Raw genomic sequence first — 19,220 nt, forward strand, 5'->3', positions numbered from 1 at the left:
CGGGGCTTTTCCGTCACATGCGGACGCGGGGCCCGATGTTGTCGATGACCTCACGCGCGTCGAAGGCGTTCGGATCTCCGGCCGGCTTGGCGCCGCGGCCCATCACGATCTCCGCGGTGGCCTCGTAGCGGTCGACCTGACGGACGTCGTAGTCGTCCATCCAGTAGCGATCGAACGGGCTCCAGTAGCCGCGACGATAGAAGCGCCAGCGCGGGGACCAGTAGGGACCGTAGCGGTCGTAGTAGAAGGGGTCCGGCGTGGTGTAGAAGCGCGTGTCGCGGTCGGTGGCGCGCTCGACCGTCGAGAACCAGTCGTAGCCGCTCTGCACCGTCAGTTCGGCCGAGCGCAGCAACAGCGACATCTCGACCATGTCGCGCGAGGTGATCGAGTTGCCGGCGAAGGTGACGCGATAGCGGTCGTTCTGGATCCGCTGTTCGGAATAGCCGTAGCGGCCGCCGGGCTCGGCGGGGCCATAAGCGGTCGATGTGGCGCAAGCGCCCAGGGCAAGCGCCGCAACGCCCGCCAATGTCGCCAACCGCACAGATTTCATGTTGAGTTTCATGGGGTTCTCCATCTGCCGCAATTGGCGCTCAACGAAGCTGAACGAACGCTGAACGGCGAAGTTCCGTGGCGTCAGCGCAGCCCTATCAGCGCGGCCGCCGTCATCAGAAGCAGGCCGATGACGACGTCGAAGGCGCGGCGCACCGTGGGTTTCGTCATCGCCCGCGCGAGGGCCGCGCCGCCCAGGCCGTAGGCGGTCATCGTCACGAAATCCATGCCGACGGTGGCGAGGGCGAACAGCGCGAGTTGGGGTCCGGCGGACCTCGCGGGATCCATGAAGGGCGGCAGGACGGCGGTGAAGAACAGGATGGCCTTCGGGTTGGCGATCTGCACCAGGAAGCCGTCGCTGAAGGGACCTCGTCCCAGGCGGGGCGCCGGCGCCGCCGGCGTGGCCGCGGAGAGGGGCCGCACGCCCGACCACAGCGACTTCACGCCAAGCCAGGCGACGTACAGCGCGCCGGCCCAGGCCACGCCGCGAAAGACCTGCGGAAAGGCCGTGACCAGCGCGCCAAGACCCAGAGCGGCCGCGCCGAACCAGACCAGGGTCGCCGCGCTCATGCCCAGCACGGCCGGCAAGGCGGCGGCCCGGCCCCGCGCCATGCCGTTCGCCACCGAGAACAGGTTGGCGGGCCCGGGCGTCACGGCCATCACGGCCATGACCGTCAGGAAGGTCGCGTAGCGATGCGGATCGACGGGCAACTCCATGCTCCGCCCCGATGGCGCGACCCCGGGCCGGCGTCAATCGTCGACGGCGGCGAACGATTCGCCCGCGACCGGCGTTGACTCGCGGCGTCTGCACGAAGGAGTCGTCACATGGCCGCGCGTCCCACCTGGCAGGGCCATCTGAAGCTGTCGCTGGTGACCTGCCCGGTCGCCCTCTACACCGCGACCAGCAGTTCGGACCGGGTCAGCTTCCACCTGATAAATCCGGAGACGAACAACCGCATCCGCATGGTGCCGACTGACCCGGACGCGGGACCGGTGGAGCGGTCGGACCTGGTCAAGGGCTATGAGGTGGCCAAGGACGAGTATGTCCTCATGGACGACGCGGACTTCGAGAAGGTCAAGCTGGAGTCCACCCGGACCATCTCGATAGACCGCTTCGTGGACGCCCATGAGATCGACCGGATCTATTGGGACAGCCCGTTCTACGTCGTGCCGGACAAGGGACCGGGGGCGGAGGCCTTCGCCGTGATCCGCGAGGCCATGCGGTCGGCGGACAAGATCGCCATCGGCTGCCTCGTGCTGCGCAACCGCGAGCGACAGATCGCGCTGGAAGTGCGTGACAAGGGGCTGGTGGCGTGGTCGTTGCGGCCGCATGACGAGGTCCGCGACGCCGGCGACTTCTTCGACGACATCCCCTCGGTCAAGGCCGACAAGGACATGGTCGACATCGCCGAGCGGATCATCTCGCAGAAGGCGGCGGACTTCGATCCCTCGAAATTCGTCGACCGCTATGACGAGGCGCTGAAGGAGCTGATCAAGGCCAAGCAGAAGGGCGGCAAGAAGCTGGTGGAGGCGCCGGAGCCCGAGGACACCAACGTCGTCGACCTGATGGCGGCCCTGCGCGCCAGCCTGAAGGGATCGGCGTCGGGCGGCCGGGCGTCGTCCGGCCCCGCCGCAGGCAAGACCGCCGCGAAGAAGTCCGCCGCGAAGAAGTCCGCGCCCAGGAAGAAGGCGGCCTAGCGACCCCCGGCGCGGCGCCAGGCGTCGCGCACGGCGACCAGTCGGCCCGGCACCAGGCCTCGCAGCGTGGCGCCGTCGCCCGACCGCCTCAGACCGGCCTCCTGCCCCTTCTGCCACACCACGGCCACCGGGGTGGCGACGCCGCCGGGCACGTCGACGATCATGATCTCGCGGGGAAGGGCCGACGCCCGGTCCAGTCGGACGCGAAGTCCGGATGCGGATTGATCCACCAGCCGGCAGACCTGCTCCACGCCGGACCCGACCAGCAGGCCCCGGCCGTCGGCGGGCAGGCGGATTTCGCTGCGGCGGTCGGCGGTCATGCGCTGAAAGAGCCCGGGACGCGGTTTCGATCCAGCGGCACGATCACGTCCGCCCGCACGCCGCCCGCCAGCATCCGCCGCGTCACGCGCTCGAAATACTGGATGAAGTCCGCGAGCCGCGCGCGTTCGTCGAGGGGGAGGTCCTCCGGCGGCACGCCGAGCAGGTCGGCCTCCTGCTGCGACCGCCAGTCCAGCACGACCTCGAAACCCGGCGCGCGCAGGAACAGGATCGCGTCCAGCCCGGCCGCGAACCCGGCGTAGGCGCCGCCCACGAAGCCGTCGACGGACCGCCGCCACACGCCGTCGGGGTCGCGGTCGCGCTCAAGGGCGTTGATCGGCGTCTCCAGCGCCGCGTCGCCCTCGGGCAGGGCGCCGAGGCACCAGGCGTCGATCAGGATGGCCCGCGGCCGACCCGTGAACGCCCGCCAGCGGTCGGCGGGGACGCGATCGTCGCCGCGCTTGTCGAAATCCGGCAGCGGCGTCGCGTCCGTGGGCCCGGCTTCCGAAAGCCGGTCCATCAGCGCCTGCAGCATGCCGAGGTCGTGGGTGCCCGGCGGCCCGCGGGTGACGAAAAGCGGGTGCACGTCCCGCGCCATCGCCTCGCGCTCGGCCCGCGTCAGGTAGACGTCGTCGATCGACACCGGGACCGCGCCGTACTCCGCTGCGGCCGCGCGCGCGAGCGTGGTCTTGCCGGATCCCTGAGCGCCCACGACCGCGATGCGGGGCGGGCGATCGGACGGGCCGGTCTCGATCAGCCGCCCCACCAGGGCGACCATGTCCGGGTTCGCGCTCAGTGCTGACTTTCCGGCAGGCGCACGATCAGGCCGTCCAGATCGTCGGAGACGCGAATCTGACACGACAGGCGGCTGTTCGGCTGCACGTTCTCGGCGAAGTCCAGCATGGACTCCTCCATCGGCGAGGCGCGCCCCGTCTCCGCCAGAAAGGCCTCGTCGACGTAGACGTGACAGGTGGCGCAGGCGCAGGCGCCGCCGCAGTCGGCGTCGATCCCCGGGACGTTGTTGCGGATCGCGCCCTCCATGACGGACAGCCCGTTCTTCACCTCGACCACATGCTCGCGGCCGTCGTGTTCGACGTAGGTGATCTTCGCCACCTTACGCTTCGACCTTCGTCTTCTTGCGCGACGGCGACACCATCAGCTTCTTGGTTTCGGCGATCGCCTTGGCCGGGTTGAGCCCCTTCGGGCACACCTGGGCGCAGTTCATGATGGTGTGGCAGCGATAGAGTTTGAAGGGGTCCTCGAGGTCGTCGAGCCGCTGGTCCGTGGCGTCGTCGCGGCTGTCGGCGATCCAGCGATAGGCCTGCAGCAGCGCCGCCGGGCCGAGGTAGTCGGTCTGATTCCACCAGTAGCTGGGACAGCTGGTCGAGCAGCAGGCGCACAGGATGCACTCGTACAGGCCGTCCAGCTTCGCGCGGTCCTCGGGCGACTGCAGGCGTTCCTTCTCGGGATCCGGCTCATCCGACTGAAGATAGGGCTGGATCGAGTCGTACTGCGCGTAGAACAGCGACAGGTCCGTGACCAGGTCCTTGACCACGGGCTGGTGCGGCAGGGGCGCGACCGAGATGGTCGAAGACGAGCATTCGTCCCATCCCTTGGTGCAGGCCAGAGCGTTGCGGCCGTCGATGGTCATCGAACACGAGCCGCAGATGCCCTCGCGGCACGAGCGCCGGAAGGACAGGGTCGGATCGATGGTGTTCTTGATGTGGATCAGGGCGTCCAGCAGCATCGGCCCGTGGTCGTCGGCCGAGACCTCGTACACGTCCCAGCGCGGGTCGGCGTCGACCTCGGGGTCGTAACGGTAGACCTTGTAGGTCTTCACGTTCTGCGCGCCTGCGGGCGCCTTGTGGACCTTGCCGGTCGTGGGCTTCGAGCCCTTGGGGAGGGTGAGCTGGACCATCAGTAAACCCGCGCCTTGGGGGCGATGTATTCGATCTCGTCGGTCATGGTGTAGGCGTGCACAGGACGGTCATCCAGGACCACGCCCTCGCCCGGACGCTTCCACGCCAGGGTATGCTTCATCCAGTTCGCGTCGTCGCGGTCTGGGAAGTCCTCGCGGGCGTGGGCGCCGCGGGATTCCGTGCGGTTCAGGGCGCCTTCGATGGTGACCAGGGCCTGGGCGATCAGGTTGTCGTACTCCAGCGTCTCGACCAGATCGGTGTTCCAGATCATGCCGCGGTCGGTCGTGCGGATCGTGTCGCCCGCCGCGTCGATGGCGCGCAGCTTGTCCACGCCTTCCTGCAGCGTCCTGCCGGTGCGGAACACCGCGGCGTCGGACTGCATGGCGCGCTGCATCTGGATGCGCAGCTCTGCGGTCGGGGTCGATCCCGAGGCGTGGCGGAAGCGGTCGAAGCGCGTCAGATGGCCCTCGGTCGCCGCAGCCGGCGCGTCGGGCACGGCCGAGGCCTTGTCGACGATCTGACCGGCGCGCAGGCCGGCGGCGCGGCCGAACACGACCAGGTCGATCAGCGAGTTGGAGCCCAGCCGGTTGGCGCCGTGCACCGACACGCAGGCCGCCTCGCCCACCGCCATCAGGCCGGGCACCACGGCGTCGGGGTCCCCGTCACGCTTGGTCAGCACCTCGCCGTGATAGTTCGTGGGGATGCCGCCCATGTTGTAGTGCACGGTCGGCAGCACCGGGATCGGCTGTTTCGTCACGTCGACGCCGGCGAAGATCTTGGCGCTTTCCGAGATGCCGGGCAGGCGCTCGTGCAGGATCTTCGGGTCAAGGTGATCGAGGTGCAGGAAGATGTGGTCCTTGTTCGGACCCACGCCGCGGCCCTCGCGGATCTCCACCGTCATGGAACGCGAGACGACGTCCCGCGACGCCAGATCCTTGGCGGAGGGGGCGTAGCGTTCCATGAACCGCTCGCCTTCGGAGTTGGTCAGGTATCCGCCCTCGCCCCGCGCGCCCTCGGTGATCAGACAGCCGGCGCCGTAGATCCCCGTCGGGTGGAACTGGACGAACTCCATGTCCTGACACGGCAGGCCCGCGCGCAGCACCATGGCGTTGCCGTCGCCGGTGCAGGTGTGGGCGCTGGTGGCGCTGAAATAGGCGCGGCCGTAGCCGCCGGTGGCCAGGATCACCAGCTTGGCGCGGAAGCGGTGCAGCGTCCCGTCGTCCAGCTTCCACGCCGTCACGCCGGTGCAGGCGCCGTCCTGCATGATCAGGTCCAGCGCGAAATACTCGATGAAGAACTCGACCTCCCGACGGACCGACTGGCCGTACAGGGTGTGCAGCATGGCGTGGCCGGTGCGGTCGGCGGCGGCGCAGGTGCGCTGGACCGGACCCTCGCCGAAGTTACGGGTCATGCCGCCGAAGGCGCGCTGGTAGATCTTCCCTTCCTCGGTGCGCGAGAAGGGCACGCCCCAGTGCTCAAGCTCATAGACGGCCTTGGGCGCTTCGCGGACCAGGTATTCGATGGCGTCCTGGTCGCCCAGCCAGTCCGACCCCTTGACGGTGTCGTACATGTGCCACTGCCAGGAATCCTCGCCCATGTTGCCCAGACTGGCGGAGATGCCGCCCTGGGCCGCGACGGTGTGGCTGCGGGTGGGGAAGACCTTGGTCACGCAGGCGACCTTCAGGCCCTGCTGGGCCGCCCCCAGGGCCGCGCGCAGGCCGGAGCCGCCGGCTCCGACGACGACGACGTCATAGGCGTGATCGACGAACTGGTAGGCGCTCATCAGACGGTCAGATCCCGAAGCCGGCCGGCAGCGGGGCGGACCCCAGATGCAGGCGCACGATGAAGAAGACGGCGGTCGCGGTCAGCACCAGAAAGGTCAGGTTGGACAGCGCCATCAGGGCGGTCTTGCTGGACGTACGGTGGATGTAGTCCTCGATGATCACCTTCCACGCCAGACTGGCGTAGAGGCAGAAGATCATGATGGTGGCGGCCGACAGCACGGCGTTCAGCGGCTGACCGAACCACGCCAGCGTCGCCTCATGGTCGGCGCCGGCCAGGGCGAAGCCGCTGGCGGCGACCCACAGGCTGAGCGGCAGCAGGGCGACCAGGGCGATCCGTTCCGTGGTCCACTCCCGCGCGCCGTGACGCTCCGACACCTTCACGCCCTTGCGATACCGGTGGGCGCTCATGCCGACGCTCCCATCAACGCGGCCCAGAAGGCCACCGCCAGCACGACCGGACCGATCACCGAGATCCACGACAGCACGTTGGAGGTCTTCGGCGTCAGGCCGTTCCCGGTGTCGTTGATCGTGTGGCGCGTGCCGTTCAGGAAAAAGGAGAACAGAACCACCGTCAGGCCGAAGCCGATCAGCAGCCCGAGCGGCGAGGACAGAAAATCCGTCGCGGCGGCGTGCGCGTCAGGCCCGAAGGCGATGGCCCCCAGCCACGCGGTGATCAGGATCGCGCCCACGCTGGCGGCGCCGATGGTGACCCGGAACAGGATCGAGGCCGCCATGGTGACGTGCCAGCGCCAGATCTGCATGTGCGGCGACAGGGGGCGGGGGCGGCCGTTCGGCTGAACGACGAAGCGACCCGTCTGGTCCTCCGCCGCCGCGCCGTCCGGAAAGGGCTTCGACATGCGAACAATTCTCAGCTGGCGCGGGGGTTTGACGCGCATCAGACGGCCTTGGCTTTAGGTCATGCGCGCGCCGGGCGTCAACGAACGCTGCTGCGCTGCGGCAAGAATGCGCGCGGCGGGCGTGTGGGCTTGCCGATCCCCGGCGGCGCGCGGCAGCCTGCGGCCATGTTCGACGCCGTGACCGCCCTCACATTGTCGCTGGGCCTTGCCGTTCAGGACCCCCCGGCCGGCGCGCGGGACCAGCTCTACACGCCGCCGCCCGTTCGGCCGTTCGAGCCGCCGTCCGACTTCGGGCGCGCGGCGCCGGAGGGCGACGGCGTGGCCCGGCCGTTCCGCAGCTCCATCCCGGCGTCCGTGGCGGTCGGGGCCTACGCCGGACAGTACGAGGCCGAACCCACGGCCGACGAGGCGCAGTACGCGCAGGGCGTGGCCGCCGCCGAGCTGGCCATGGACGCCCTGGCCGGTCCGCTGGACGGCCGCTGGTCCGTGGTCGACGCCGATGGCCGCCCCCTGCTGCGCCTCGTGTTCGACGATCCCGGCCCCGGTCTGGCGATCGAGGGCGCCTGGCGGTCGGAACGGTCGCGGACGCGCGGGACGGCGACGTCCGGGGGGCGCTCGCCGGAGACCGTGGAGATCATGCTGGAGAACGGCGGCGCGTTGGCCCTGACCTCGGCGGGCGGGTCGTGGGAGGGCGTGCTTCGTCAGCCGGACGGTCGCCGGATCGCCATTCGCCTCGTCCGCTAGCCGGCGCGGACGATCCCGAGGGCGCGGGCGCGCGCCCCGTCGTCGAGGGGCGACGCCGTGCCGCGGCCCCAGACCGGATCAGGCCACAGGCCGTCGTCGCCGCGACGTCCGACGACGTGCTGGTGCAGTTGCCGCGTGACGTTGCCCAGCGCCGCCACGTTCAGCTTCTCGACCGGCAGGCCCCTGTCGGCCCCGAGCGCGCGCACGATCCTGCCGGCCCGCACGGTCTCCTCGGCCAGCATGGCGCGCTCGACCGCCGACAGGTCTTCCAGCTCAACCAGCCCCGTCCGGCGCGGGATCAGGATCAGCCACGGAAATCGTCCGTCCAGCTGCAGACGCACGTGGCACAGCGGCCAGTCGGCAGCCGCGGTCGAGCCGGCGAGGAAGGCGGGGTCGGGCATGAAGTCGGAACTCGGATCGGTCACGTCGAAGCCCCCCGGTCAGGCGGCGGCGCCGCCTTCCATCAGGAAGGCGTTCAGCTTGTTGCCGTCGGGATCGCGAAAATAGGCGGCGTAGAAGCCCTCGCCGCGCGGCCCGGGCGGCCCCTCGCACGCGCCCCCGTTCGCCAGCGCGGTTTCATGCAGACGGTGGACCTGCTCGCGGTCCTTCGCCTCCAACGCCACCATGACGCCGTTGCCGACGCTGGCGGCGTTTCCGTCGAACGGTTTCGTCAGTCCGATTCCCGGCGCGCCGCCGGGCGTGCCCCAGGCGATCGCGCCCGGCCACTCCATCATCCGCCCAATGCCCAACACCTTCGCAAGGGCGTCGTAGAAGCCCGCGCCCCGCTCCAGGTCATTGGTGCCCAGCGTCACATAACCGATCATTCCGCGTCCCTCCGTCCCCTACACGAAGCCATGAACAAAGCAGGAACGCAAGCGGAGTCTGGTCAGGTGGCGGCCGGCGTGGCCGCGGTGCGCAGCTGTTCCGCGAAGCGCGCGGTTCCCTCCAGCCAGACCACCGCCGGATCCGCCAGCTGCCCGACGCCCTGGCCGCTGACCAGGAGCACGTCGAACTGGACGAAGATCACCGGCTGCCCATTGACCTCGGTGGTGAAGGCCTTGAGCCAGCGCTGATCGCGGTTCCACGCGTTCACGGTCGCGGCCGACACGCCCGTGCCGTCGAAGACGGTGTTGAACTGCAGGTCGCCGCAACGGCCGTCGGCCTCGCATCCGTAGAAGAAGAGGAACCAGACCAGGCCGCCGTCGTCGACGCGGAAAAAGACGTCGCCGTCCTCGCGGGTGACCTCACCGGCCTGCGCCCCGGCGGCGACCAGCCAGCCCCGCACCGCCTCCGGGGTCAGGCCGACGAAGGTGGGCGCTGCGGCCGCGGCGTCCTGGGCGCGGGCGGCGCCCGGCGCGGCGAGGCCGAGGGCCAGGGCGGCCAAGGCGGCGAGCAGAAGCGGGCGGATCATGCGGTAACTCCGGGAACGGGATCGTCATCCTGACGCCCTGCAGGCGTTCTGGAAAGCCAGGCCGGGGCCGTCATCTCGTTCAGGCGCGACACCGTGCGCTCGAACTCGAAGGCTCCCGTGCCCCTGACGTACAGGGCCTCGGGCGAGGCTTCGGCCAGCACCACCAGCCGCGCCCCGGCTTCGTAGAGGGCGTCGATCAGGGTGACGAGGCGGCGCGCATGCATGTGACGCGCCGCGTCCAGCACCGGCACGTCCTCAAGGAAGAGGGTGTGGAACCGCCCGGCGAGGGCCAGCCAGTCCTGCGGACCCAGCGCGCTGCCGCACAGCGCTTCGAACCCGGCGCGCGCCACGCCGCCGACGGTCCTGTCGATCCGGACCTCGCGTCCGAGCACGGTCAGGCAGGTCGGGGCCTCTTCCGCATCGCCCTTCAGTTCGGCCCAGAGGGCCTCGAACTCCGGCCTCTGGTCGCGCAGGAACCAGGTCCGCGAGCGAGCGAGCCGGTCGATCCGCCAGTCCCTTTCGCCGGACACCACCACGGTTTCGCAGCGTTCGCGGATCAGACCGACGAAGGGCAGGAAGAGCTCGCGGTTGATCCCGTTCGGATACAACCGGTCCGGTGCGCGGTTGGAAGTCACGGCCAGCACGGTGCCGCGATCGAAAAGCGCCTGGAACAGCCGGCCGAGGATCAGGGCGTCGGCGATGTCGGTCACTTCCAGCTCGTCGAAGCACAGCAGGCGCGCGCGTCGCGAGATCAGGTCCGCGACGGGCGCCAGCGGATCGTCGCCCTTCGACTGGCCGAAGCGCGCCTGCCGCGCGGCCCGGTCGCCCTCGCGCCACTCCCGGATCAGACCGTGGACCTCCGCCATGAAGACGTGGAAGTGACGCCGCAGCTTCGGCTCTGGCGCACAGGCGTGGAACAGGTCCATCAGCATGGACTTTCCGCGTCCGGGCGGTCCGTGCAGGTAGACCCCGCGCACGTCCGGCCGCCGGCCGAACAGGCCGCGACGTTTGAGGTCCGCTTCAAGCCGCGACAAGGCGTCGATCGCCGCCGCCTGCCCCGGGTCGGCGGTCAGACGACCTTCGGCCAGACGTTTCTCATAAGCGGCGCGAATGCGTGACCCCATGAACTCGGGCTTAGCGGCGCGGACCGATGAGGAAAAGCGATTGCGTCCCCGGCACGAAGGACTATCTGCCGGAGTCCCAGATCATCCGCCCTGAAGCAGCGAGCGACCGCGTCGCGAGCGGCAGGGCGTCCGAAGGACACAAACAAAGATGGGCTATTCCGTCGCCGTCGTGGGCGCCACCGGGGCCGTGGGCCGCGAGATGCTGACCATCCTGGAAGAGCTGAACTTCCCGGTCGCCGAGCTGCATGCCGTGGCGTCGCGCAAGTCCAAGGGCGTCGAGGTCGCGTTCGGCGACCGCACGGTGAAGTGCGAGGACATCGAGCAGTTCGACTTCTCGAAGGTGGACCTGGTGCTGATGAGCGCCGGCGGCGACGTGTCCCGCGCCTGGTCCGAGAAGATCGGGAAGCTGGGTCCGATCGTGATCGACAATTCCTCGGCCTTCCGCGCCGACCCCGACGTGCCGCTGATCGTGCCGGAAGTGAACCCGGAGGCGGCGAAGCTGGCGCGGACGAAGAACATCGTCGCCAATCCCAACTGCTCGACCGCCCAGCTGGTCGTGGCTCTGAAGCCCCTGCACGACGCGGCGAAGATCACCCGCGCGGTGGTGTCGACCTACCAGTCCGTTTCCGGCGCCGGGAAGGAGGGGATGGACGAGCTGTGGAACCAGACCAAGGCCATCTACGGCCTGGGCGACGCCACGCCCAAGGTGTTTCCGAAGCAGATCGCCTTCAACGTCATCCCCTTCATCGGGTCGTTCCGCGACGACGGCTACACCGACGAGGAGGCCAAGATGTGGACCGAGACCCACAAGATCCTGGACCCCTCGATCCGCCTGACGGTCACGTGCGTGCGGGCGCCCGTGTTCGTCGGCCATTCCGAGGCGGTGACGCTGGAGTTCGAACGCCCGATCGCGCCGGACGAGGCCCGTGCCCTGCTGCGCGACGCGCCGGGCGTGCTCGTCGTCGACAAGCAGGAGGCCGACGGTTTCGTGACCCCCGTCGACGCCGCGGGCGAGTTCGCCGTCTACGTCAGCCGCATCCGCAAGGACCACTCGGTGGAGAACGGCCTGTCGCTGTGGGTGGTGTCCGACAACCTGCGCAAGGGCGCGGCCCTGAACGCCGTGCAGATCGCGCAGCTGCTGGACGAGCAGGGGGTGATCACGCCGAAGAGCGGCTACCGCTCGATCACGGTCTGAGGTGACGCGCCCTTCTGAGGCCCGCGCCGCCCTGATCGCGGGCGTCGGCTGCTACGCCATCTGGGGCTTCATCCCGCTGGTGTTCCAGTCGATGGGGGCGATCGGCGCGGACGCGTGGGAGATCATGGCCCACCGCATGGTGTGGTCTCTGCTGCTGGCGGCGGTGCTGGTGGCGGTCCTGCGTCAGTGGGATCAGGTCGTGGCGGCCCTGCGCGATCCGCGCACGCTCGGGTGGCTGGTCGTTTCCACCCTGCTGATCGCCGTCAACTGGACGACCTACGTCATGGCGGTGAACGGCGGCCGCACGCTGGACGCCAGCCTCGGCTACTACCTCAATCCCCTGCTGAACATGGCCGCGGGCGCGTGGCTGTTCCGGGAGCGGCTGAGCCGGACGGGCCTGATCGCCATCGGGCTGGCCGCCGTCGGGGTGGCGTTGCAGGCCGCGGCGCTGGGGCACCTGCCGTGGGTTTCGCTGCTGCTGGGCTTCTCCTTCTGCGCCTACGGCATCATCCGCAAGAAAATCAGCGTGGACGCCGGGCCCGGGCTGTTCGTGGAATGCCTGATCCTCGCCCTGCCCGGACTGGCCTGGGTGCTGTGGCTGACGGCGCAGGGCACGGGGCATTTCGGCCAGAGCGCGCCGGCCACCCTGTGGCTGCTGGCGGCCGGCCCCGCCACGGTCGTGCCGATGGCCATGTTCGCCTGGGCGGCGCGGCGCATGCCGTATTCGACCATGGGCTTCCTGCAGTTTCTGGCGCCGTCGATCGTCTTCGTGATCGGGACGCTGCAGGGCGAACCGCTGGGGGCGCTGCGGCTGGTCAGCTTCGGCTTCATCTGGGGTGGAGCGGTGGTCTTCGCGATCGGGGCCCTGACCCGGAAGCGGGACGAGGCGCCCGAAGCCGGGGTCGCGCCGGAGCCCGGCCTGACCGACGACCCCGCAGAGGATCGGGCCAGACCCTAGAGCGCGGCGTACAGCGCCTCGATCAGCCGCACGGCGCGGGGGTCCCCGATCAGATGCGGCGATTGCCGCGTCATGACGTAGCTCGCGGACAGGCCGCGATCCGGGTCGGCGAAGGCGCACGACCCGCCCCAGCCATAGTGGCCGACGGTCGCCCGCCCGGGACCGAAGACGTTCAGGCCGGCGTTGCGCGTGAAGCCCGCCGCCCAGCTCATCACGAAGGGCAGCACGCGGTCGGGGCCGTGCACGCGCTCGCGCCGGGCGGCGACCAGCGTCGCCGGAGACAGGACCTGTCGTCCCTCGAACCGCCCGTCGGCCATCACGGACATGAAGCGGGCCAGCCCTTCGGCCGTGCCGTGCATGTTGGACGAGGGGATCTGGGCCACGCGCCACTGCGTGGTCTCACGCGGACCGGGCGCGGCGCCGCGGTCGTAGAAGGCGGCCTTCTTGATGGGATCCAGCACCCCCAGGGCCGGTGCGGCGGAAGGCTTGCGCATCTGCGCCACGCGCCCGTGCTCGCTTTCGGGCAGGCCGATCCAGAGGTCGAGGCCCGGGAAGTCGGCGCGCAGGGCCTCGCCCATGGCGCGGCCGTCGACGCGCCGGAACAGCTCGTCGGCCAGCACGCCGACGGTGTTCGGGTGGTAGCCGCTGGCCGTGCCGGGCGGCCACATCGGCGCCTGTTCGCACAGGATTTTCAGGATCGCAGGCCGGTCGAACCACAGCGCCGGATCGACCGGTTCCGCGAAACCCGGCAGGCCGGCCTGATGGCTCATCAGCTGCGCCACGGTGACCGCGTCCTTGCCCGCCTGTCCGAACTCCGGCCAGTACGCCGAAACCGGCCGGTCATAGTCCAGCAGGCCGCGCTCCACGCAGGTCGCGATCAGCGTCGCCATCACGGCCTTGCCGGTCGAGAAGACCGGGACGAGCGCGTCGGCGGTGAAAGGCGAGGTCTTCGCCACGTCTGCGTGACCTGCCCACAGGTCCATCACCGTTTCGCCGCCGATGCAGGCGGTGAAGCGCGCTGCCAGCTCGTTCAGGCCCTCGGGCGCGTCGGCGAAATTGGCGGCGAAGGCGTCCTTCACGGCCCCGAAGCGGACGGGGCAGGTTCCGTGGATCTCGGTCATGCAGGCGTCCTATCGCGTCGTCCGCGGGCGCGCCATCGACGCGCCACTTTCCAGGGTTCTCGTCGTCACGGGGCGAGGAGGGAAGACATGAAGCGCATCGCGATGCTCGGCCTGCTGCTGGCGGCGGGCTGCACCCAGCCGGCCGATCCCCGGGGCGTCCGGCCCGACGAGGTTCTTCTGCAGGTGGCGGCCACGGGCCGGGCCGAGGCGGCGCCGGACGAGGCGCGCATCACCGTCGGGGTGTCGTCGAACGGGGCGACCGCGCAGGCGGCCAGCGCCGCGAACGCCCAGGCGATGTCCCGCGTCACGGCCGCCCTGGCCCGGCTGGGGGTCAAGGCCGAGGATGTGCAGACCCAAAACCTGTCGCTGGGCCGCATCGACTACGGACCGGGGCGCGGCGGCTATCGGGCCGAAAATCTGGTGGAGGTCCGCATCCGCGACGTGAGGCAGGCAGGGCCGGCGATCGCCGCGGCGACCGAGGCGGGCGGCAACGTGGTCTCGGGTCCGAACCTGCGGGCGTCCGACCCCGACGCCGTTCTGAACCGCGCCTACGCCGCCGCCTATCGCGCCGCCCGGGTGCGGGCCGAGGCCTATGCCGAGGCGGCGGACCTCGAGATCGCGCGCGTCGTGGCCATCCGGGACGGCGCCGGCCAGCCGCCGGTGCCCTATGGCGGGCGCTATGCGGTGGTCGAGGCGCAGGCCGCGAACGTGGCGCCGCCGGTCCAGGCGGGCAGCGACACCTATCAGGTTCAGGTGCATGTGGACTTCGCGCTGAAGCGCTAGGTCCGGAGCCTGTTCAGGACGCCGTCGGCGGCGACGGCGCCGGAGGCGAGGCAGGCCTGCAGCAGATAGCCGCCGGTGGGCGCTTCCCAGTCCAGCATCTCGCCGGCGACGAAGACGCCGGGCAGGGCGGTCAGCATCAGCGCCCCGTCGACCTGATCGAGACGCACGCCCCCGGCGGAGGAGATGGCGCGGTCCAGACCCTGCATGCCCGTCACCGTCAGGCGCACCGCCTTGATGCGGCGCGCCAGCTTGTCGGGTCCTGTCGGAACCTCGCCGGGAATCTCACGCAGCAGGCCGGCCGCCACGGGCGACAGCCCGGCGGCCTTGCGCAGCCAGTTCGAGACGCTGTCCTTCCCGCGCCCGTTCGCGAGGCGCGCCGCGAGCGCCTCGACGGACAGGTCCGGGCGCAGGTCCACGGTCAGCGTCGTCGTGCCCCGGGCGTCCAGCGCGCGGCGCAGGTCTGCGGACAGGGCATAGACGGCGCCGCCTTCCAGTCCGTAGCGGGCGACCATGCCCTCGCCCCGCACGCCACGGCCGGCGTGGGTCAACGTGACGTTCTTCAAGGGGTGGCCGGCGAAGCGGTCGGCGAAGACGGGCGACCAGTCGACGTTCACGCCGGCGTTGGCCGGGCGGAAGGGCGCGACCTCGACGCCCCTCGCCTGGAGCAGGTCGCGCCAGCCCCCGTCCGACCCCAGACGGGGCCAGGACGCGCCGCCCATGGCCAGCACGGTCGCGTTCGCGTCGACGCGCTTCGGGCCGTCGGGCGTGTCGAAGGTGGCGGCGTCGCCCTCCCAGCCGGTCCACGCCCAGCGCGTGTTCAGGGTCACGCCCAGCTCCGTGAGGCGGGAGAGCCAGGCGCGGAGCAGGGGCGAGGCCTTCATGGCCCGTGGGAAGACGCGGCCGCTGGAGCCGGTGAAGGTCGGCTGGCCCAGGCCTTCCGCCCACGCCGTCAGATCGCCGGGCGACAGACGGTCCAGCCAGGCGGAGACGCGCGGCGCCGCCTCGGCGTAGCGGGCGCGGAAGCGGTCCGGCGGCTCGGAGTGGGTCAGATTCAGGCCGCCGCGCCCGGCGATGAGGAATTTGCGCGCCGGCGAAGGCATGCGGTCGGCGACGGTGACCCGCAGCCCGGCCTGGGCCAGATGCTCGGCGGCGAACAGGCCCGCGGGGCCGGCGCCGACGATCAGGACGTGGGAAGGGGGCATCACGCCGGTCCAGCACGGCGGCCGGACCGGCGCAAGCGGGTCAGTCGGCGTCGTCCTGCGCCATTTCGGCCAGTTCGACTTCCAGCGCGGCCAGATCGGCCTCGAGGGCGGACAGGTCGACCTCGACGTCGTCGACCTGGCTCATCGCGTAATCGGCCATCAGGCCGTAGGTCGCCATGTGCTCCGGATCGTTGGAGGCCCAGGCCCCGTTGGCGGCGAAACCGCCCGCCATGGCCATGACGTCCACGTCCGCGTTCGACAGGGCGTCGGCGACCAGGGCGTCGACGTCGACCTCGGCCAGCGCCTGTTCGGCGATCAGGCCGGCGTTCTCGGACACCACACCGGTGAAGGCGTCCACTGCCGGCTGGTACTCCAGCCACAGCGCGGCGATGCGGGTCTCGCGCTCGTCCTCGCTCAGGGTCTCGTCCGCGGCGATCAGCTCGGCGCGTTCGCCGAACTCCTCCATGCGGGCCTCGAACACTTCGGCGGCGGCCTCGATGGAGGCCTCGGGGTCCGCCGGACTCTCCTGAGCGGAGGCGGCGGAGAGCGGCAGGATGGCCAGAGCGGCGGCGAGGGACAGGGCGCGGATCATGGCGTCAGGCTCCTGAAGGGTTGCGGGATCAGCCGCCCATGCCGGTGAACTCACCGGACTTGAGGGCGGCGGGCAGTTGGGCGAACTGGCTGCGGATCATGTCGACGACCATGTCGGTCTGGGCGGCGTCCATGCCTTCCGAGCCGGCTTCCTGACGGATGAAGGCTTCGAGGTAGTTCAGGAAGGCGTCGATCTCGGGCTGTTTGGCGGCGATCGCGGCGTCGATGCGGGCGCTCTTCTGCTCGTCCGACAGGGCGGCGTCGGCACGGATGGACGCGGCTTCCTCGGCCAGGGCCTCGATGACCACCTCGAACTCGGTGGCCCTGGCCTCGACGTCGGCCTCGGTGATCGGGTCCTGGGCCACGGCGATCACGGCCGGCGCGGCTGCAGCGGCGGGCAGGGCGACGCCCACGGTCAGGCCGGCGGCTACGGCGGCGGCGAGGGCGAACTTGCGGGACATGGCGAACTCACTGGAACGGGGGGAGGGGGCTTCTGCTCGAAGAGATGCGCTCCGCCCCTTATCCCCTCAAGTGAAATCGCGGACAGGAAGTTACAGCCGCGTCAGGATCAGCGCCGCTCCCGCTTTCCCAGCACCCGCAGGCGCAGCGCGTTGAGCTTGATGAAGCCCTCGGCGTCGTGGTGGTCATAGGCCTGCACGCCCTCTTCGAAGGTCACCAGATCCTGATCGTAGAGGCTGTCCGGGCTCTCACGGCCGATGACGGTCACATTGCCCTTGTAGAGCTTGACCCGCACCGTGCCGTTCACCCGGGTCTGGGACCAGTCGACGGCGGCCTGCAGCATCTCGCGCTCGGGCGAGAACCAGAAGCCGTTGTAGACCAGGTGGGCGTACTTGACGGCCAGTTCGTCCTTCAGGTGCATGGCGCCGCGATCCAGCGTGATGCTTTCGATGCCGCGGTGCGCCGCCAGCAGGATCGTTCCGCCGGGGGTCTCATAGACGCCGCGCGACTTCATGCCCACGAAGCGGTTCTCGACCAGGTCAAGCCGGCCGACGCCGTTGTCGTGACCGTACTGGTTCAGGGCGGTCAGCAGGGTCGCCGGGCTCATGGCCTCGCCGTTGATCGAGACGGCGTCGCCCTTCTCGAAGCCGATGGTGATGACCGTCGGCGCATCCGGCGCGTCCTCAGGTGAGATGGTGCGCTGATGGACGAACTCGGGCGCCTCGACGGACGGATCCTCAAGCACCTTGCCCTCCGAGGACGAGTGCAGAAGGTTGGCGTCGACGCTGAACGGGGCCTCGCCGCGCTTGTCCTTTGCGATCGGGATCTGGTGCTTTTCGGCGAAGTCCAGCAGCGCCTCGCGGGACCGGAACTCCCACTCGCGCCACGGTGCGATGACGCGGATGTCGGGCTCCAGGGCATAGTAGCCGAGCTCGAAGCGGACCTGATCGTTGCCCTTGCCGGTGGCGCCATGACAGACGGCGTCGGCGCCGACCATGCGGGCGATCTCGATCTGGCGCCTGGCGATCAGCGGCCGGGCGATCGAGGTGCCCAGCAGATACTGGCCCTCGTACACGGCGTTGGCGCGGAACATCGGGAAGACGAAGTCGCGCACGAACTCCTCGCGCAGGTCGTCGATGAAGATGTTCTCGGGCTTGATGCCCAGCTTCAGCGCCTTTTCCCTGGCGGGCGCCAGCTCCTCGCCCTGGCCCAGGTCGGCGGTGAAGGTCACCACCTCCGCGCCGTATTCGGTCTGCAGCCATTTCAGGATGATCGAGGTGTCCAGCCCGCCGGAATAGGCGAGGACGACCTTCTTCGGCGCGGTCTTGGCGGTCATGGACATATCCTTGAGCGAACGCGGGGAGGCGTGGCCGCGCTTAAAGGGCCGCCGGACCCGCGATGCAAGGGCGGGAATGGGGCGGGGCAAGCGGAAGCGCCCTGCGGCGGCGGCGGCAAGGTGGAAAGGGCGGGCGGAGCGCCGGGCGCGGAGCCCGGATGCTGTGATGTGTTACCGTTTCGGCTTCGCGACGACGCTCCGCGCGGTTCGTCTGATCGAAAGCTGTCCGAGGTGGAGAGGACCACCGCATAGGGCCGCTGACTTGGCGACTAACGGACGCGCCTTCGGCGGGCGGGCGGGAGACTTGCGAACCCCGTCCCCGGACGCGCGCCTTCCCGTGACGCGCCATGATCGCCGGCCTGATCCGGAGGCGTCTCATTGCCCCCGGCCCCCGCGCCGCCGCCCACCTCCGATGGCCACGACCTTGCAGGTTCACGCCGACGCCGGCCGGCCGTGAACATGTGAGCCCCCGGCGTCGACCCCCGCTCGAACCGCTTCCGCCGCGACAAGCTCGCAAGGCCTTGCGCCCTTCCCCCGCGACGGAACCAGGCGAAGGTTGGCACGACGCCGGACCGGTCACGACGGATAGGGTGAAGATTCCACGTGGCCGTTGAGATGGCGGAGGAAACCGGCGCGGGTCGTCGCAATGGGGCGGGGCGAGCCGACGGAACACAACCTCGGTGGACGTCACTCCGAGAGCGCAAGCCCGCCCGACTCCGCAGCGCCGAAGGCTCGGGCATCGAGGGCCCGCTTCATGCCGCAGCGTGATCGTCTGCTTCCGACCCGTTGCGGACCTCGCGTGGCCGGCTAACCTGAGGTTATGAGTGAACGTCCGGACTACTACTCAGCCCTGACAATCAACGAACGGCTAGCAGAGGCGAACCTGCTGGACGCATTCGATATCGCTGCGAAGGCGCGCGACCGCGAAGCCATGTTGCGCCTTCTGGCAAAGGTAGCCGTAGCCGACCCAGCTTCAACCGTTGATCCAATCCTCAAAGACCCGAAGCGTTACGGCTACTGACGTCCGCTCCCGACCCGTTGCGGACATTCCATGCCGGCGGTTTAAGGGTTGACGAGGGAGCAGACAGGATGAGCAGCAGCCCAAGGATCACCTTCAGCCGGACGAAGGACGGATCGCTCGAAATCTGGTTGAACCCGGCAGGCCGCGATC

General features: G+C 70.0%; 24 protein-coding genes. 6 read left to right on the forward strand and 18 right to left on the reverse strand.

Translation table 11 applies throughout. From position 1 onward, the window contains the following. Nucleotides 1-13 precede the first annotated feature (13 nt). Both VGR32_RS07880 and VGR32_RS07885 read right to left on the reverse strand, forming a co-directional pair. Complete coding sequence (locus VGR32_RS07880; RefSeq protein WP_327449666.1) at nt 14-562, reverse strand: CC0125/CC1285 family lipoprotein; 549 nt, start codon at nt 560-562, stop codon at nt 14-16. A gap of 71 nt (nt 563-633) precedes the next feature. Further along, entirely contained in the window at nt 634-1,266 is a 633-nt protein-coding gene (locus tag VGR32_RS07885; protein WP_327449667.1) for a LysE family translocator, read from the reverse strand. 108 nt (nt 1,267-1,374) lie between these two features. Between VGR32_RS07885 and VGR32_RS07890 the strand changes: the two genes are divergently transcribed. Continuing rightward, a complete protein-coding gene (locus tag VGR32_RS07890; RefSeq protein WP_327449668.1) occupies nt 1,375-2,247 on the forward strand; it encodes a Ku protein in 873 nt (290 codons plus the stop codon). Here the strand turns inward: VGR32_RS07890 and VGR32_RS07895 are convergent. The 7 genes from VGR32_RS07895 to sdhC are packed head-to-tail and all read right to left on the reverse strand — an operon-like array spanning nt 2,244 to nt 7,125. After that, entirely contained in the window at nt 2,244-2,567 is a 324-nt protein-coding gene (locus VGR32_RS07895) for a PilZ domain-containing protein (protein ID WP_327449669.1), read from the reverse strand. The genes VGR32_RS07890 and VGR32_RS07895 overlap by 4 nt on opposite strands. Beyond that, a complete protein-coding gene (locus VGR32_RS07900) occupies nt 2,564-3,343 on the reverse strand; it encodes a kinase (RefSeq protein ID WP_327449670.1) in 780 nt (259 codons plus the stop codon). Before VGR32_RS07900 ends, VGR32_RS07895 begins: the two co-directional genes overlap by 4 nt. Nucleotides 3,344-3,357: 14 nt before the next feature. Then, nucleotides 3,358-3,678 (reverse strand): 2Fe-2S iron-sulfur cluster-binding protein, encoded by a 321-nt coding sequence (locus VGR32_RS07905; RefSeq protein WP_327449671.1) that lies wholly within the window; start codon nt 3,676-3,678, stop codon nt 3,358-3,360. Between the two features lies 1 nt (nt 3,679). Then, nucleotides 3,680-4,483, reverse strand: a complete 804-nt coding sequence (locus VGR32_RS07910; protein WP_327449672.1) for a succinate dehydrogenase iron-sulfur subunit — start codon at nt 4,481-4,483, stop codon at nt 3,680-3,682. After that, a complete protein-coding gene (gene sdhA / locus VGR32_RS07915; protein ID WP_327449673.1) occupies nt 4,483-6,267 on the reverse strand; it encodes a succinate dehydrogenase flavoprotein subunit in 1,785 nt (594 codons plus the stop codon). Before sdhA ends, VGR32_RS07910 begins: the two co-directional genes overlap by 1 nt. Nucleotides 6,268-6,274: 7 nt before the next feature. Continuing rightward, nucleotides 6,275-6,676, reverse strand: coding sequence for a succinate dehydrogenase, hydrophobic membrane anchor protein (sdhD, locus tag VGR32_RS07920; RefSeq protein WP_327449674.1), 402 nt, complete (start codon nt 6,674-6,676; stop codon nt 6,275-6,277). Continuing rightward, nucleotides 6,673-7,125, reverse strand: coding sequence for a succinate dehydrogenase, cytochrome b556 subunit (sdhC, locus tag VGR32_RS07925; RefSeq protein WP_327449675.1), 453 nt, complete (start codon nt 7,123-7,125; stop codon nt 6,673-6,675). The genes sdhD and sdhC overlap by 4 nt, the downstream gene beginning before the upstream one ends. 165 nt (nt 7,126-7,290) lie before the next feature. Here sdhC and VGR32_RS07930 point away from each other — a divergent pair, with 165 nt between their 5' ends. Next, on the forward strand, nt 7,291-7,869 hold the full coding sequence (locus tag VGR32_RS07930; protein WP_327449676.1) for a hypothetical protein: 579 nt from the start codon (nt 7,291-7,293) through the stop codon (nt 7,867-7,869). On the opposite strand, the gene VGR32_RS07935 is transcribed toward VGR32_RS07930, so the two are convergent. The 4 genes from VGR32_RS07935 to zapE form a co-directional block, all read right to left on the reverse strand. After that, complete coding sequence (locus VGR32_RS07935) at nt 7,866-8,270, reverse strand: HIT domain-containing protein (RefSeq protein WP_327449677.1); 405 nt, start codon at nt 8,268-8,270, stop codon at nt 7,866-7,868. The two genes, VGR32_RS07930 and VGR32_RS07935, sit on opposite strands and share 4 nt — an antisense overlap. Before the next feature lie 39 nt (nt 8,271-8,309). Continuing rightward, on the reverse strand, nt 8,310-8,693 hold the full coding sequence (locus VGR32_RS07940; RefSeq protein WP_327449678.1) for a VOC family protein: 384 nt from the start codon (nt 8,691-8,693) through the stop codon (nt 8,310-8,312). Between the two features lie 62 nt (nt 8,694-8,755). Beyond that, nucleotides 8,756-9,280: a YbjN domain-containing protein gene (locus VGR32_RS07945; protein WP_327449679.1), complete on the reverse strand. Its 525-nt coding sequence runs from the start codon at nt 9,278-9,280 to the stop codon at nt 8,756-8,758. Further along, nucleotides 9,277-10,404, reverse strand: a complete 1,128-nt coding sequence (gene zapE / locus VGR32_RS07950; RefSeq protein WP_327449680.1) for a cell division protein ZapE — start codon at nt 10,402-10,404, stop codon at nt 9,277-9,279. Before zapE ends, VGR32_RS07945 begins: the two co-directional genes overlap by 4 nt. A 148-nt stretch (nt 10,405-10,552) precedes the next feature. On the opposite strand from zapE, the gene VGR32_RS07955 reads away from it, so the two are divergent. Further along, nucleotides 10,553-11,599, forward strand: coding sequence for an aspartate-semialdehyde dehydrogenase (locus tag VGR32_RS07955; RefSeq protein ID WP_327449681.1), 1,047 nt, complete (start codon nt 10,553-10,555; stop codon nt 11,597-11,599). A 1-nt stretch (nt 11,600) separates the two neighbouring features. Continuing rightward, complete coding sequence (gene rarD, locus VGR32_RS07960; RefSeq protein ID WP_327449682.1) at nt 11,601-12,557, forward strand: EamA family transporter RarD; 957 nt, start codon at nt 11,601-11,603, stop codon at nt 12,555-12,557. Here the strand turns inward: rarD and VGR32_RS07965 are convergent. After that, a complete protein-coding gene (locus VGR32_RS07965) occupies nt 12,554-13,678 on the reverse strand; it encodes a serine hydrolase domain-containing protein (protein ID WP_327449683.1) in 1,125 nt (374 codons plus the stop codon). The two genes, rarD and VGR32_RS07965, sit on opposite strands and share 4 nt — an antisense overlap. A gap of 87 nt (nt 13,679-13,765) precedes the next feature. On the opposite strand from VGR32_RS07965, the gene VGR32_RS07970 reads away from it, so the two are divergent. Further along, on the forward strand, nt 13,766-14,461 hold the full coding sequence (locus VGR32_RS07970) for an SIMPL domain-containing protein (protein WP_327449684.1): 696 nt from the start codon (nt 13,766-13,768) through the stop codon (nt 14,459-14,461). Here VGR32_RS07970 and VGR32_RS07975 read toward each other — a convergent pair. The 4 genes from VGR32_RS07975 to VGR32_RS07990 all read right to left on the reverse strand — a co-directional run bounded on the left by VGR32_RS07975 (nt 14,458) and on the right by VGR32_RS07990 (nt 18,049). After that, nucleotides 14,458-15,663, reverse strand: coding sequence for a TIGR03862 family flavoprotein (locus tag VGR32_RS07975; protein ID WP_327449685.1), 1,206 nt, complete (start codon nt 15,661-15,663; stop codon nt 14,458-14,460). The genes VGR32_RS07970 and VGR32_RS07975 overlap by 4 nt on opposite strands. Nucleotides 15,664-15,703: 40 nt before the next feature. Continuing rightward, nucleotides 15,704-16,255 (reverse strand): hypothetical protein, encoded by a 552-nt coding sequence (locus tag VGR32_RS07980; RefSeq protein ID WP_327449686.1) that lies wholly within the window; start codon nt 16,253-16,255, stop codon nt 15,704-15,706. Between the two features lie 28 nt (nt 16,256-16,283). Continuing rightward, entirely contained in the window at nt 16,284-16,715 is a 432-nt protein-coding gene (locus VGR32_RS07985; RefSeq protein ID WP_327449687.1) for a hypothetical protein, read from the reverse strand. A gap of 107 nt (nt 16,716-16,822) precedes the next feature. Next, nucleotides 16,823-18,049, reverse strand: coding sequence for an argininosuccinate synthase (locus VGR32_RS07990; protein WP_327449688.1), 1,227 nt, complete (start codon nt 18,047-18,049; stop codon nt 16,823-16,825). Between the two features lie 820 nt (nt 18,050-18,869). Here VGR32_RS07990 and VGR32_RS07995 point away from each other — a divergent pair. After that, complete coding sequence (locus tag VGR32_RS07995) at nt 18,870-19,070, forward strand: hypothetical protein (protein ID WP_327449689.1); 201 nt, start codon at nt 18,870-18,872, stop codon at nt 19,068-19,070. The last annotated feature ends 150 nt before the right edge of the window (nt 19,071-19,220 follow it).

This window comes from Brevundimonas sp. (assembly GCF_035935935.1).
Lineage (GTDB): Bacteria > Pseudomonadota > Alphaproteobacteria > Caulobacterales > Caulobacteraceae > Brevundimonas.

What these genes read in the sequence shown, in the direction of transcription:
- VGR32_RS07985 (WP_327449687.1), bottom strand. Translation starts at nt 16,715, where the DNA reads ATGTCCCGCAAGTTCGCCCTCGCCGCCGCCGTAGCCGCCGGCCTGACC.
- VGR32_RS07930 (WP_327449676.1), top strand. Translation starts at nt 7,291, where the DNA reads ATGTTCGACGCCGTGACCGCCCTCACATTGTCGCTGGGCCTTGCCGTT.
- VGR32_RS07945 (WP_327449679.1), bottom strand. Translation starts at nt 9,280, where the DNA reads ATGATCCGCCCGCTTCTGCTCGCCGCCTTGGCCGCCCTGGCCCTCGGC.
- sdhD (WP_327449674.1), bottom strand. Translation starts at nt 6,676, where the DNA reads ATGAGCGCCCACCGGTATCGCAAGGGCGTGAAGGTGTCGGAGCGTCAC.
- VGR32_RS07885 (WP_327449667.1), bottom strand. Translation starts at nt 1,266, where the DNA reads ATGGAGTTGCCCGTCGATCCGCATCGCTACGCGACCTTCCTGACGGTC.
- sdhC (WP_327449675.1), bottom strand. Translation starts at nt 7,125, where the DNA reads ATGTCGAAGCCCTTTCCGGACGGCGCGGCGGCGGAGGACCAGACGGGT.
- VGR32_RS07995 (WP_327449689.1), top strand. Translation starts at nt 18,870, where the DNA reads ATGAGTGAACGTCCGGACTACTACTCAGCCCTGACAATCAACGAACGG.
- VGR32_RS07895 (WP_327449669.1), bottom strand. Translation starts at nt 2,567, where the DNA reads ATGACCGCCGACCGCCGCAGCGAAATCCGCCTGCCCGCCGACGGCCGG.
- VGR32_RS07975 (WP_327449685.1), bottom strand. Translation starts at nt 15,663, where the DNA reads ATGCCCCCTTCCCACGTCCTGATCGTCGGCGCCGGCCCCGCGGGCCTG.
- VGR32_RS07965 (WP_327449683.1), bottom strand. Translation starts at nt 13,678, where the DNA reads ATGACCGAGATCCACGGAACCTGCCCCGTCCGCTTCGGGGCCGTGAAG.
- VGR32_RS07900 (WP_327449670.1), bottom strand. Translation starts at nt 3,343, where the DNA reads ATGGTCGCCCTGGTGGGGCGGCTGATCGAGACCGGCCCGTCCGATCGC.
- VGR32_RS07980 (WP_327449686.1), bottom strand. Translation starts at nt 16,255, where the DNA reads ATGATCCGCGCCCTGTCCCTCGCCGCCGCTCTGGCCATCCTGCCGCTC.
- VGR32_RS07910 (WP_327449672.1), bottom strand. Translation starts at nt 4,483, where the DNA reads ATGGTCCAGCTCACCCTCCCCAAGGGCTCGAAGCCCACGACCGGCAAG.
- sdhA (WP_327449673.1), bottom strand. Translation starts at nt 6,267, where the DNA reads ATGAGCGCCTACCAGTTCGTCGATCACGCCTATGACGTCGTCGTCGTC.
- VGR32_RS07935 (WP_327449677.1), bottom strand. Translation starts at nt 8,270, where the DNA reads ATGCCCGACCCCGCCTTCCTCGCCGGCTCGACCGCGGCTGCCGACTGG.
- VGR32_RS07890 (WP_327449668.1), top strand. Translation starts at nt 1,375, where the DNA reads ATGGCCGCGCGTCCCACCTGGCAGGGCCATCTGAAGCTGTCGCTGGTG.
- VGR32_RS07880 (WP_327449666.1), bottom strand. Translation starts at nt 562, where the DNA reads ATGAAACTCAACATGAAATCTGTGCGGTTGGCGACATTGGCGGGCGTT.
- zapE (WP_327449680.1), bottom strand. Translation starts at nt 10,404, where the DNA reads ATGGGGTCACGCATTCGCGCCGCTTATGAGAAACGTCTGGCCGAAGGT.
- VGR32_RS07990 (WP_327449688.1), bottom strand. Translation starts at nt 18,049, where the DNA reads ATGACCGCCAAGACCGCGCCGAAGAAGGTCGTCCTCGCCTATTCCGGC.
- VGR32_RS07955 (WP_327449681.1), top strand. Translation starts at nt 10,553, where the DNA reads ATGGGCTATTCCGTCGCCGTCGTGGGCGCCACCGGGGCCGTGGGCCGC.
- VGR32_RS07970 (WP_327449684.1), top strand. Translation starts at nt 13,766, where the DNA reads ATGAAGCGCATCGCGATGCTCGGCCTGCTGCTGGCGGCGGGCTGCACC.
- VGR32_RS07940 (WP_327449678.1), bottom strand. Translation starts at nt 8,693, where the DNA reads ATGATCGGTTATGTGACGCTGGGCACCAATGACCTGGAGCGGGGCGCG.